The organism is Candidatus Caldatribacterium sp. SIUC1, assembly GCF_051549785.1.
Classification (GTDB): Bacteria; Atribacterota; Atribacteria; order Atribacterales; family Caldatribacteriaceae; genus Caldatribacterium.
Genome location: NZ_CP189974.1, coordinates 642,642 through 654,835 on the forward strand (window position 1 = coordinate 642,642; position 12,194 = coordinate 654,835).

Here is a 12,194-nt window from a genome sequence, read left to right on the forward strand (position 1 = left end):
GAGGAAAGGTATGGACGAGGCACGCTGGAACCGTTTCAAAGAGGTGGTTTCTGGGAATTCGAAGCATTCTCCCTCCGTGGCCCTCATTGTGGACAGCCCCTGGATTCCGGGATGGCGGGGTATCTCTCACTTTGACTATTACCTCGCTTTCGACACCTGGCTTGAGGCCAACCTCCGGGTATACGAGACCTATCCTCACATCGTCTTTCTCCCTGGTTTCTGGGTGGAGTACGGCATGGCAGCTGAGCCCTCGGGCTTTGGGTGCAAAATCAACTGGTACGGGGGGAGCACACCGACCATAAACCCAGTCCTCAAAAGCATTGACGAGGTTAACACCCTGACCGTTCCCGATCCGGAACGCGACGGCCTCATGCCCTTTGTGCTCTGGTGGTACCGGAAAGCCCAGGATGTCCTGAGAGAGCAGGGCATATTCATCCGCATGGTAGCGGCCCGGGGGCCTCTTGTGACCGCTGCACACCTCCGAGGGCTTACCGAGTTCCTCCTTGATCTCAAGACCGAGCCCGAAAAGACCAGGAAACTCCTCGAAATCACAACCGAAGCAGTCATTGCCTGGCTGAAGGCACAGGTGCGTACCGTTCCAGCGTGCGAGGGCATTATGCTTCTTGATGATGTAGTCGGGTTTTTGTCCCGGAGAGACTACGAGGAGTTTGCCCATCCGTATCTTCAGGCAATTTTCGAGGCGTTTCCCGACAAAATTCGGGTCTACCACAACGACGCCAACATCCTGCCCTTTGCTGATCTTCTCGCCGACACAGGGTTGCAAGTGCTCAACTTCAGCCACACCATCAGCATCTCCACCCTTGCGGCGAAAACCGGGGGCAGAGTTTGCCTTATGGGGAACATTCCGCCTCTTGAGATCCTTGCCCAGGGGACGCCTGAAGAGGTTCAGAACGCGGCCTCAGCCTGTCTGCAGGAAGCGGAGAACTCTGGGAACGTTCGGCTTCTCCTCTCCGCCGGAGGTGGAGTGTCCCCGGGAACCCCTGCAGAAAACGTCGCCGTACTTGAGAGCATTGCTGCAGAAATGTGGTGACTACAGCGCAATTTCCTTAAGGGACTCCACCACCCGGTGGGGCTTGTAGGGGAAGCGGGTGATATCTTCCCGTTTAGTAACCCCGGTGAGGACAAGGATGGTTTCCAAACCCGATTCAAGCCCCACCCGGATGTCGGTATCCATCCGGTCTCCGACCATCACGGCGTTTTCCGAATGCTCTCCAAGGTACCGGAGGGCAAGGCGGAGGATCAGAGGATTGGGTTTCCCGACAAAATAGGGAGTAGCGCCGGTTGCCCGCTCAATGAGGGCGGCAACGGCCCCACAGGCAGGGACAATACCGCTTGTTCCAGGACCTGTTGGGTCGGGGTTGGTGGCGATGAAAGAGGCTCCGGCCATGATGAGCTGGCAGGCCCGGACGATCCCATCGTACGGGTACGACTCCATCTCTCCCAGGATGACGAAATCGGGACGATAGTCGGTGAAGGAGTACCCCACCTCCATCAGGGCTTGGTAAAGGCCCGTTCCGCCGAGAACAAAAGCCGACCCCCGGGGTTTCTGGGAACTCACGAAATGCGCGGTGGCCATCGCACTACTATAGAAGTCCTTTGCCTCCACGGCAATTCCTGCTCTCTGCATCCGGTGCATAAGGTCAGAGGGGGTGTACCGGGAATTGTTGGTGAGGATGAGGAACTTATACCCTCCCGCCCTGAGGCTTTCGATGAATTCCCTCGCCCCCGGGATGGCTCGCTCTCCAAAGAGAAGAACACCGTCCATATCGATGAGAAAGGCCTTTTTCGCTCTGCTGCCCTCTTCCATCCCTCTTTCATTATACCTGCGCCCGGGATGCTGGCAAGCTCTCTTTTGGGTCTTCCCCCCTGGTGGCTCCAGAGACTTTGCGAATGACCTTTCCCTGGATTGAGAGGGTGGTGATGGTGAGGGGGAGCACCTTTCCGCTTATCCTGATGCCCTCCTCCACGAGTCGCACAAGGCCAAAACAACAGGGGACCTCCATGTGGAGGACCTCAAGGGAGGCAATGGTGTTCCTCCGGAGGATTTCGGTGAGCTTCTCCGCATATCCCCGGGGAGGGTCGAGTTTGGGGCAGGCGATGAGCACCCTTCGCCCTCCAAGGAGGGTGGAGAAATCCGGTGCCACGAAGGCGGTGCAGTCTGCGGCGATGACGAGGTTCTCCGGAAAGGGGGTGAATGGAGAGACAAGGGCAAGCTGAACGGGCCAGGAAGGCCATGCTTCAAGAGACGTGTGCGGACACGCTGCGATGGGTCTTTCCACCAGGCGAATGGCGCCTTGAGGACACTGGGGAATGCAGCTTCCCAAGCCATCGCAGAGGAATTCCCGAATGACTTTTGCCTTCCCATTCACCAGGGCGATAACTCCCTCATGACAGGCAGCCACACATTGCCCGCATCCATTGCATTTTGCCTCATCGATTTCAATGATCTTTCGTACCACTGAGATCGCCTCTCCTCTTTGTCATTTTTAAGCACTTTAATACCTAAATTAAACGGTGTCAAGCCTGCTGAAGGGAAGTTCGGTGCACCTTACCCGTCCTTTTGTGGGTCTTTTGCAGCATTCCCGATCGTCCCAGACCACGGGAAAGGGGAGCAGAAAAAGGGCGAAAGGAGAGTATAATGAGGTGAAGAAGCGAAAATATGGCGGAGAAATCGGAGGTTCAAATCATGGCTTCGACGGTGTACTTCGTCGGCTTGCGGGCAGAGAATGAGCGCAGTACGGTCCTGGGACGCCTGACAACCTGCACGAGGAAACTCCTTGAGGGGAAGCTCTCCTCAGGAGACCTCGTGGCGGTGAAGCTCCACTTTGGAGAACGGGGCAATCACGGCTTCATCCGACCGGTTTTCGTTCGGGCGGTGGTCGAGGTTGTCCGGGAGCTTGGAGGGAAACCCTTCCTCACCGATACCAACACCCTCTACACCGGCTTCAGGCACAACGCCTTCGACCATCTGGAGACGGCCCTTTTCCACGGGTTCGGGTACCCGGCAGTCCCCGCTCCTTTAGTCATCGCCGACGGCCTTCGGGGGAAAGACCACCGGGAGGTCGAGGTCAACCTCAGGCATTTCCGGAAAGTTACCATCGCTTCGGCCATTCAGGAGGCCGATTTTCTCCTTGTGATGACCCACGTGAAGGGGCATATCGAGGCAGGGCTCGGCGGCGCGATCAAAAACGTCGGCATGGGCTGTGCTTCCCGGGTGGGGAAGCAGATGCAACACGGGGGGACTTTTCTCCCGGGAATCCGAAAGGAGAAGTGCATCGGGTGCCGGCGGTGCATCCTCCACTGCCCTCAGGGAGCCCTCTTCCTCGATGAGCACAGGAAGGCCGGGGTACGGCCGGAGCTCTGCATTGGGTGTGCTGAGTGTCTCCTTTTCTGCCCCACCGGGGCCATCGATGCGGCATTCTCGGCGAAGAGCGAACTCCTCCAGGAACGGATGGTGGAGTACGCCTTTGGGGCCCTGAAGGAGAAGGGCGGGAAGGTGGCCTTCCTCAACTTCCTCCTTGATATCAGCCCCGACTGCGACTGCGCTCCCTGGCACGATGCAAGCATCGTTCCCGATATCGGGATTCTTGGGTCTTCTGATATCGTGGCTATTGACCAGGCTTCGGCAGACCTCATCAATAGAGCTTGGGGCCTTGAGAATTCAAAGCTTGGGAAACCCCTTCCCCCGGGAGAGGACAAGCTTTCCGCTGTTCACCCCACGGCGCTGTGGCAGCGGCAAATCGACTATGCCGAAGAAATCGGCCTGGGGAGCAAAGCGTACGTGCTTGAGGAGGCATAATAAAAGACAGAGGAGGGGTCTGGCCTTCGGGGAGAATGTTTCTCCGACACGGCGTTCGCTTCTCTTCAGATTGTACTGCCTTTCCCGGGAAATCCAGAGGGGTTCTTTCCCCAACGTGGAACGCCTTGCCGCACTGCTTGAAGTCAGCAAGCGTACGGTATACCGGTACCTGGAACTCCTCCGTGACGATTTCGGGGCTCCTCTCCTCTTTGACCGGGCAAGGGGCGGGTACTGTTTCACCGAACCGTGGGACTTCCCCTTTCCCGAGCTCACCGAGGGAGAGGTGCTTTCGCTCTTTATCCTCGTCAACGTCCTCAAGCATTTTGCCGGTACTCCTCTTGAGAGTGCCTTCCAGAGTCTCAGGAAGAAACTCGAGAGGTTTTTCCCCGCTCCTTTCGGAGACGCTTCACCTCGCCTTGACATGGTGCTCTCGCCCTTCGTTACAGTCCTTCGCCCCCAGGTTGAGGTGGGGGAGGTCTTCGGTCTTCTCTTTGAGGCCATCAGAAAACGGAAGCGGGTTCGTCTCACGTACCGGTCTCTTTCTTCGGGAGAAGTAACGACCCGTGAGGTCGAGCCGTACCACCTTTACAACTTCGAGGGCGTCTGGTACCTCTGTGGCTTTTGCCTTTTACGGAAAGAGATTCGGGATTTTGCCCTGGACCGGATAGTGGGTGTTACGGTGCTCCCGGAAGAGGAGTTCGAGATTCCTGCGGATTTCGACCCCCAGGAGTACCTCTCCCGGGCTTTCCGCATGTTCCGTGGGGAAACCTGTAAGATTGTGGTGCGCTTTGACTCATATCAGGCCCGCTGGATTCGGGAACGCATCTGGCACCCTACCCAGAGGATTACCGAGCTTGAGGATGGAGGACTGCTCTTTGAGGTGGAGGCAAATCCCGAGGAGATCAAAAGGTGGATTATCGGGTATGGGAGTCATGCAGAAATCGTGAGTCCTCCTTTCCTTCGTGAGGAGGTGAAAGAAGAAATTCAAAAAACTCTGTCGCGGTACATTCAGACTGACACGTAGTGTCACCGGCTTCGGGTACAATGGGAGTGGAAGTTTGGTTCTGTGTGCAGGGGGTTATGCAAGGGGAGCTTGCCGTGAAGGGGACGGGCGTGGGACCTCATTTTTGGGGAGCGTACCGGAGGATGGCGCAAGATGCAGCTTCTTGTTACATTGACCGGAAGCAGAGAAATCGTCCTGCCGTTTGAGCACAACCACCTCTTGCAGGCGGTCATCTACCACCATATAGAGCAGCCAACTCTCAGGGACCTCCTGCACAATCAGGGTTTTGCTTTCGGCAAGCGGCGTTTCAAGCTTTTTGCCTTCTCGCGCCTCATGGGGAAATTCAGGGTTCTCGGAGAAAAAGGGGAAATTGCCTTCACCCCTCCCTGCCGGCTGGTCGTCTGCTCGCCTCTCCTTGCGGTGGTGGAGGAGATGGCAAAGGGGTTGTTGCAGCAGGGACAGGTTCGCCTGGGAAAGAACAGGCTCACCGTGGGGTCTGTTGAGGTTCGGGATACGGAAGTCACAGGAAACTGCATCACCGTGCGCATGCTCTCACCTCTAACTGTCTATAGTACCCTCGAGAACGCCGGGAAATCCTTCACGTACTACTACTCGCCTTTCGAGCCCCGTTTTGCTGAGCTCGTCGGGGAAAACCTGGCCAGGAAATACCAGCTTGTCTTTGGGCAATCGGCAGACCTTTCCGGCTTCAGCATCGCCCCTGTGGAGGTGGGAAAGCAGGACCTAAAAGTGGTCCGCTACAAGGGCACAATCATCAAGGGATGGATGGGGAAATACCGGTTGACCGGAAGGCCAAAGCTTCTTACGGTGGCGCTTGATGCGGGCCTGGGAGCCAAGAACTCGCAGGGGTTTGGATGCTGCGAAGTGGTGGAGGAGAGACAAAAGTACTGAATTCTACTCGCACACCTGGCTGGTTGGTGTGAGACGCTACTTCGGAGAAGTTCTGCCGCTATACGGGTGGGAGTGAATCGCCCGGACTTTGAATGTTTCTGTGGAGGGGAAGTAATGACCCAAAGGGACTTTCAACATGAGGTTTTACGAAAATTGTCAGCTAGTCAGTCAGTGTTAGTCATAGCGCCGACTGGTCTTGGGAAAACGAGAGCGGCTTTAGAGCCTTTTCTACGTGCGTCTGTCAACGGAGGCCTGCTCGGAACGCGATTGATCTATGCTCTGCCTTTGCGGGCGCTCACCAAGGGCGTTGTGGAGGAGTTCAATGAATTACGAGCAGGACTTCGACCGATAGTTCATCACGGTGACGCGCCTGAAAGTTGGTTCTTCTCCGAACGGGCTATCGTAACCACTATTGATCAGTATTTTACTGCCTTTGCAGGTGCTCCCCTTTCCTGGGCATCGCACTTAAGCCATGCTGCGGCAGGAGCAGTTCTTACCAGCTATTCCGTTTTTGACGAAGTGCATTTGCTCTCTCCCCAAAAAGGGCTCCACCTGCTCTTTGCTGCCCTCTATCTGCGAAAACGATGGGGGCTTCTATCGTGCGTAATGACTGCCACCTTGCCGTCCTCTGTAGTGGAATTTTTTGGGCGCTTTTGCGGGCTTGAGAGAGTGGAGGCGACGGACAGAGACGTCCAGGATCGTGACAGTTGGAGGCGGGTGAAACTGGAGTTAATAGGTAGGCCAACAAACTCTGAAGTTGCGGGCAAGAACAAAGAAAAGCTGCCTATCGCTTTTGAATGGGATGAGAAGACCCCGACCGAATTGGCCGAATTCGTTTTTGAGAAATGGAATCAGTGGAATGAGCTGGGAATAGACGGTTCGAGGAAAATCATTGTGTTTGTGAATACTGTGGACCGCGCTCTTCAAGTGTACCGAGAACTGAGAAGCAGACCCAATGTGAATGTTCTGCTGGCGCATTCAAGGTTTACCAAGGAGCATAGAGAAAAAATTGAAGCCGAGTTGCATACCTTCTTTGGAAAGAATTCTGGCTCCGAAGAAGCGATTCTCGTGACTACACAGGTAGCGGAGGCCGGGCTAAATATTTCTGCACCTCTGGTCATCACGGAGCTGTGTCCGATGGATTCACTGATCCAGCGTGCAGGACGCTGCCAGCGATTTAGGCCATCAAACGGGCAAGCAAGCCGCGGAAAAATTCTGGTTGTCAAGCCCGCGGGAGATGATTGGTATCTTCCGTATGCTGACAAGGTAAGACTTGTTAGAGTAGGTAAAGAAGACAACAAGGAAAAACGAGAGTTTAGCAAACAACTCTTTGCTATAGAGTTCACCCAAGCGGTTCTTGAGCAAAGGGTAGGAAAAGACCTGGAGCTTCGGTGGGAGGAGGAAAGACGCCTTGTTGAGCAAGCCTTGAATCGACTCTACCAATCCTTCCTGAAGGGTTCTGTTGACGTTGAGTTTCAGAAGAGCGAGGAACCTTTCGAGACTCTATTTAACCGTCATAAAGGCAAGCAGAGGGAGGCCAAAGAGGGGGGAAGCGATGAGGAGTGATAAAGCCATAACTCCATCGGAAGCCCTGGGTGCGTATGAGCGGGCATTTCGTGCGGGTTATCCCGTCGAAGTGGAAAGCTTGCTACGGGAAATGCTTAATGTACAGGTAGCTGTGGTTGACGATATTGAGGGTGCAAAGCAGCAGATTGCCCAGGGCAAGCGTTTTAAAACAGTGACGGTACCCTATGGTGTCTTTTTGGGAAAGTCGAAAGGGAAAAAGATCTGGCTGTTGGGTTTCGAATCTTTAAAACAAACCGGGGCAGGTAATGTTATCCAAAAGGTCGGTTCACAGGAAGAAATCCTTCCCAACCGTACATATATCCTGCTTAGGAGCGAAGCGGGATATAGCCAGACCGAAGGCTTGACTTTCGAGGGTGAGGGCGAAACTACCGGTTTTGAGGAGGAACCTGAGGCAGAACGGCGAGAAAAGTCTACAGAAGGACGGTTCCAATCTTGGAAGGAACACAGCTATGGGGTATGGCAGCGCTCGGAACGCATTGCTAATCTATATCGACCATTCGTGGAAGCATGGGCTGGGAATGTTCTGAGTGAACATTGGGATGGTGAAGAAAAGAAGAAAAACGCATTTGTCGAGACCGTGCTGTGGGCCATCCGTTTCGCTGCTCTGCTGCACGATGTGGGGAAGTTAAACCAAGAGTGGCAGGAGGTAGTCTGGAGGAACGAGAAGCACATACAAAATGGATCTGTCAACAAGGACACTTGGGATCCGTTTATTGCTCGAACCAGCTCGGCTTCGGATGAGGTTAGAAAGCAACTACAGAAACCACCTGCTCATGCCCCTTTTGCTTATCCGTTTCTCAAGACACTGCTTAGGAATTTAGTTGGAGATTACCGTTTGTGGGATATCGTTGCTTTAGCGGCTGCTCGCCACCATAGTCTTGAAATCACCGGGGCTTTCTCTGATGGTCAATTTCAGTGGATCAGCGGTGCTGAGACTTTTCTCAAAAGACTGGTAGAGGAAGTCCTTAAGGAATTACCGGAAGAGGACAAAAGGAAGTTAGAAGGCGCCCTTGCTGAAGCATCGAAAGCCATTTGTTTGGCATCCAAGGCAGACGAACCTCCTGGACCTACTGATGATTTGTACTTTCTGTATTGCCTTGCTAACCGCCTGGTCAAAGTGTGTGACTGGGAAGATGCAGGAAATCAAGAAATTGAACTTAAAGGGTGAGTTTTATGGGGCTACCGAGGCCAATCATGCTTAGAAGGGACGTGTTTTATGTGTACAAAACCGGCATCCCCTTTTTTGACGCTGCCCGCCTGATCGGTGTTGCACACCTTTTCTTTGGCACTGCTTCGGCAGAAGTGGAGGATAAAGGAGCGTACTGGGAGGTTTCGGGAGTTGCTATAAGGCGAGATGAGCAACAAGTGTTATGGGTTGTCGAACTCATTGATCCTACGGCTATCGAGCGCAGGCTTTTTAAAAACGGCAGTAGATTTCTTTGGGAGGAGCTATTTCAGCACTTTAGGGAGAAGGATTTGGAGAAACGCAAAGGGCGTAAGCAAGAACTGAAAGCAGAATACGACGCCGCTCTTCAGATAGGAACCCGTGGTGTGGATCCTCTTGCTAAATACGAAGTGCTTGCACCACGTTCAACTTCTGAAACGCTTAAAAAATATAAAATAAACTTTCAGGAGGCCTCCGCTGCTACCTTAGGGAGAGCTTTTGCGGCAAAAGTAGATAGTCGTGCTAAGCGCCAGCGGGATGAAATGTACATTTTGCCCATTTTTCGTGAGCGTTTCGTGCTAAGCGGTTTCTTGGATTATAAACGTGACTTTTCTCATGCTGGTGGTGGATGGGTTGCTGCCATTTGGGCTGCGCTTTCAATTCTTGTAGACCTCACTGCAAAACGCCTTCCGGTGGCAGACTTTGCCTATACCCGTGAAGTAAAGGGACCGAACAATCAACCTATCTTTTCAGGGAGTGGCTACCTTGGTCTTGAAAGACTGTGCATTTATTGGTGGGAGAAAGTTGTTCAGGAGAGTAACCAGAGTTCTATCAACCTCCTGAGAAATCTTCGGTCCTTCTTGCAAAGTACAAGCGGTGAAAATCATGAACAACTGCAGGCGCTAGCCCGCTGGGTTGCAGATTTTGTAGCGAATCCCAATGTGGAAGCATTGGTAAAGATCCAGCAGCTCAAGGCTCGTATACTTGCGGCATCGCAGAGTCAGAACGTTTCGAGGTCCAGTGCAGCCCACCAGCTCCTTCATCGGAGCGAGCTCATAAAGGAGGTGGAAAACATGCTTTATGTACCAGAAGTACCCTGGCGGGTGACTGAGTCCCTTGCACGCGCCCTGGCTTTCCACGAAAAAGGGTGGATGAACCAGTTTACTCGCCTTGAAAACGCTCCCGATTTTTCGCAGTTCATTCAACAGGTGGAGCACATCATCTCACGAGGCTATTACAGAGAACAGCTGGGGCAAGGCGAGTGTTTGGGTGTTCAGGAAGCGTTGACCGGGACCCGCGATCTCGCAAATCGGCTTCTCCAGATGGCACCAGCTCTGCAGGATGAAAAAACCTTCCGTGCATGGAAGGCTATCTTTCTACTGGACGTGCTGAGCCGGGCGCGCATAAAAAGCGTAGAAGCCACTGGGGAGGCTCAAAAAACTGAAGAGGAGCAGTCTGGGGCCAGTCAATAATCAACAATAGGGAGGGATAAACTATGGAGTATAAGAGCCTTGCTATCTCGTTCCGCATTGAGTTGGGGTTCCACGCCGCCAACAATGAAGGTGCTGGCGGCACAAATGTGATGGAGCCTCGACGTATTACTGTGGGCGACAAGGAATATGACGGTATCAGCGGTGAAATCATCCGCCATCACATTCTTGAAGAGTTCGTCAAACTCTGTCGGGACAATGGAGTTTCGCTTCATCAGCGCTGCCATGGTCTTGTTCCAGATCGGTGTAGGGAAGAGGTTAAACAGCGGATGCAGAACGAAAAAGTTTCAAAGCTGCTTCCAGAACAACATTACTCAGCTCTTAGTGGGGAGATTTTGAAGAATTGTGCATTATGTGACGTTGGAGGGTATCTGGTGGCTTTACAGCAACAACAAGACAAAGTCGAAGGCACACTCAAGCGCGATTCCTGCTTTGAGGTCGGATGGTTAATTTCGGAACATCCTGCTATCGTAAACTACACACAACATAGTGCATATGATCCAGATCCGGAAAAGCACAATATATTTGTCCAGAATATGCGCAACGGCATTTATGGCGGTGTGTTGCGAATTGACCTTGACCGAATTGGTTTCAACGATTGGTGGTGGCTAAAAGGGAATGACCAGCAGGGACAAAAAGGGAATGACCAGCAGGGACAAAAAGGGAATGACCAGCAGGGACAAAAAGGGAATGACCAGCAATATGTCATTGCTAAAGAAGAACGGGCCAAGCGCATTCGGTTGCTACTTCAAGCGATCCGTCGCTGGTTGCTCTCACCTTCGTTTGCCAAGCAGGCCGGTTGGCTCCAACACATGAGTGGGTTGCTGGAAGGAAGTATTGTGCTCTCTAAAGATGGCCCTGCGCCGTTTTGTTCGCCCATCAAGTTCGAGCTGGAAAATGGTGATCCCAACAAACCAGTTATCCGTCAAAATCGTGAATACCGAGATGTGCTGGATAAGTTGAAAGACGATTGTGGGAACACCTTGGAAGTCCATCGCTTCAACGGCCCAGCCGATTTTAAGAAAAAGATAATGATGATCGAGGAGGAGTTCGAAAAAAAGGAGGGTAGTAATGGTGGCAACAAAGGAAATCCCTCCTCAAGCTAAACAGCAGAGTTTTGCATCATCCCAGGAATCACAAAATGCTTGTCTCTGGCTCAAAGCGATTTACCACTTTTACGTTTTCCACTATCGAATGCCGGACACAGTGGCCATCGCAGCTATCACCCCTTTTGTGCCTTCGCCACTTACAGTAAAAATGAGCATGGTTGCAGCTTTGCTTCAACGTGGGGAGCACAATGAAGCAGAGAGGCTCGCCCCTGCACTGCCTCAGATTGAGGTGCGAGTCGTTCCTCCTTCGGCAGCGTTCTCCTTTAAAGCCTTTCTTCGCTACCGGAGCGTGCCAGCAGTCGAGTCTGCAATTAGTTTAGATGAAACGGGGAGCTTCTATCCGTCCCGTCCACATACTCGTGAATATGCGCTTTTTGCCGATGATCTGACCGTTTTCATTGGGTTGCGGGATGGCCAACTTAAGCCGGTAGTCGAGAAAGCACTTTGTTCTATTCGGTATCTGGGATGCAAAGATTCCCAGGTTTGGTGTCGTAAGGTGGAAGTGGTGACGTTTGATGAAGTACAAGGTGCACCTCATGTTGTTCCTTTTTCGGAAGGGCTTACAGGTGTAATGATTTTGGGCGCTGATTTTGCGGATGACGCAAGGTTGACCCTGAAAGACTTGATTCCAGGCAGTCGCAAGAAAGAGCATTACCGGAACTCTCCGTTTGTTTTGCCCGGGAGGATATTCGTTAAGGGACGAGCCCGAATATTTGTGAGGCGAGATGTTTAGGTTTAGGAAGAGATGTGCTTCTGTTCTAGAGTAGAGGATTGTGAGTGGGCATAGGAGAACCTCTGGCCAAATCAGGTGAATGGCTGCAGAGTACTTACGCCAGGTCGCCCTACTGCCTCCATACTGAATATGAAGCACATCGCACTGCGAGACAGTATCTCTTAGCGACACAGCTACTGGTGCCCGTTCCATCCGGTACCTTCTGGATGCTGAAGAGTTCGGGTAGGCTCGCATTTCTTGAGGATGGAACGGTTCTGGCAGACGTTGCGTATGACCCTGAGTTGGGTTTGTTGCCCAGGGAGGTCGATTTGGATGCCGGGCTCGTTTGAGAATATCGTGCAGGAGGTGTACCTCTACGCTACAACCGGTTATCGGTAG

At 52.9% G+C, this 12,194-nt stretch carries 11 protein-coding genes; 9 read left to right on the forward strand and 2 right to left on the reverse strand.

Annotated features, from left to right (window positions below; all coding sequences use genetic code 11):
• The first annotated feature begins 10 nt into the window (after positions 1-10).
• Positions 11-1,051: a uroporphyrinogen decarboxylase family protein gene (locus ACP6EK_RS03265; RefSeq protein ID WP_438317830.1), complete on the forward strand. Its 1,041-nt coding sequence runs from the start codon at positions 11-13 to the stop codon at positions 1,049-1,051.
• Here ACP6EK_RS03265 and ACP6EK_RS03270 read toward each other — a convergent pair whose 3' ends face one another.
• Complete coding sequence (locus tag ACP6EK_RS03270) at positions 1,052-1,828, reverse strand: HAD-IIA family hydrolase (protein WP_438317833.1); 777 nt, start codon at positions 1,826-1,828, stop codon at positions 1,052-1,054.
• Between the two features lie 10 nt (positions 1,829-1,838).
• Positions 1,839-2,480, reverse strand: coding sequence for an ATP-binding protein (locus ACP6EK_RS03275; protein ID WP_438317836.1), 642 nt, complete (start codon positions 2,478-2,480; stop codon positions 1,839-1,841).
• A 200-nt stretch (positions 2,481-2,680) separates the two neighbouring features.
• Between ACP6EK_RS03275 and ACP6EK_RS03280 the strand changes: the two genes are divergently transcribed.
• The 8 genes from ACP6EK_RS03280 (at position 2,681) to ACP6EK_RS03315 (ending at position 11,816) form a co-directional block, all read left to right on the forward strand.
• Entirely contained in the window at positions 2,681-3,820 is a 1,140-nt protein-coding gene (locus ACP6EK_RS03280; RefSeq protein ID WP_438317839.1) for a DUF362 domain-containing protein, read from the forward strand.
• Positions 3,821-3,935: 115 nt separating this feature from the next.
• On the forward strand, positions 3,936-4,844 hold the full coding sequence (locus tag ACP6EK_RS03285; RefSeq protein WP_438317842.1) for a helix-turn-helix transcriptional regulator: 909 nt from the start codon (positions 3,936-3,938) through the stop codon (positions 4,842-4,844).
• 132 nt (positions 4,845-4,976) lie between these two features.
• The gene (gene cas6, locus ACP6EK_RS03290; RefSeq protein ID WP_438317845.1) at positions 4,977-5,732 is read left to right on the forward strand and encodes a CRISPR-associated endoribonuclease Cas6; all 756 of its coding nucleotides are present in this window, start codon (positions 4,977-4,979) and stop codon (positions 5,730-5,732) included.
• A gap of 114 nt (positions 5,733-5,846) precedes the next feature.
• The gene (cas3, locus tag ACP6EK_RS03295; RefSeq protein ID WP_438317848.1) at positions 5,847-7,298 is read left to right on the forward strand and encodes a CRISPR-associated helicase Cas3'; all 1,452 of its coding nucleotides are present in this window, start codon (positions 5,847-5,849) and stop codon (positions 7,296-7,298) included.
• Positions 7,288-8,487, forward strand: coding sequence for a CRISPR-associated endonuclease Cas3'' (locus ACP6EK_RS03300; protein WP_438317851.1), 1,200 nt, complete (start codon positions 7,288-7,290; stop codon positions 8,485-8,487). Before cas3 ends, ACP6EK_RS03300 begins: the two co-directional genes overlap by 11 nt.
• Before the next feature lie 41 nt (positions 8,488-8,528).
• Positions 8,529-9,956 (forward strand): hypothetical protein, encoded by a 1,428-nt coding sequence (locus tag ACP6EK_RS03305; protein ID WP_438317854.1) that lies wholly within the window; start codon positions 8,529-8,531, stop codon positions 9,954-9,956.
• 23 nt (positions 9,957-9,979) lie between these two features.
• Positions 9,980-11,080 (forward strand): DevR family CRISPR-associated autoregulator, encoded by a 1,101-nt coding sequence (locus ACP6EK_RS03310; RefSeq protein ID WP_438317857.1) that lies wholly within the window; start codon positions 9,980-9,982, stop codon positions 11,078-11,080.
• The gene (locus tag ACP6EK_RS03315) at positions 11,046-11,816 is read left to right on the forward strand and encodes a hypothetical protein (RefSeq protein ID WP_438317860.1); all 771 of its coding nucleotides are present in this window, start codon (positions 11,046-11,048) and stop codon (positions 11,814-11,816) included. Before ACP6EK_RS03310 ends, ACP6EK_RS03315 begins: the two co-directional genes overlap by 35 nt.
• Positions 11,817-12,194 lie beyond the last annotated feature (378 nt).

Excerpts from the sequence above, each read along its gene's own strand:
- ACP6EK_RS03265 (WP_438317830.1), top strand. The coding sequence starts at position 11 with ATGGACGAGGCACGCTGGAACCGTTTCAAAGAGGTGGTTTCTGGGAAT.
- ACP6EK_RS03270 (WP_438317833.1), bottom strand. The coding sequence starts at position 1,828 with ATGGAAGAGGGCAGCAGAGCGAAAAAGGCCTTTCTCATCGATATGGAC.
- ACP6EK_RS03280 (WP_438317839.1), top strand. The coding sequence starts at position 2,681 with ATGGCGGAGAAATCGGAGGTTCAAATCATGGCTTCGACGGTGTACTTC.
- cas6 (WP_438317845.1), top strand. The coding sequence starts at position 4,977 with ATGCAGCTTCTTGTTACATTGACCGGAAGCAGAGAAATCGTCCTGCCG.
- cas3 (WP_438317848.1), top strand. The coding sequence starts at position 5,847 with ATGACCCAAAGGGACTTTCAACATGAGGTTTTACGAAAATTGTCAGCT.
- ACP6EK_RS03300 (WP_438317851.1), top strand. The coding sequence starts at position 7,288 with ATGAGGAGTGATAAAGCCATAACTCCATCGGAAGCCCTGGGTGCGTAT.
- ACP6EK_RS03310 (WP_438317857.1), top strand. The coding sequence starts at position 9,980 with ATGGAGTATAAGAGCCTTGCTATCTCGTTCCGCATTGAGTTGGGGTTC.
- ACP6EK_RS03315 (WP_438317860.1), top strand. The coding sequence starts at position 11,046 with ATGGTGGCAACAAAGGAAATCCCTCCTCAAGCTAAACAGCAGAGTTTT.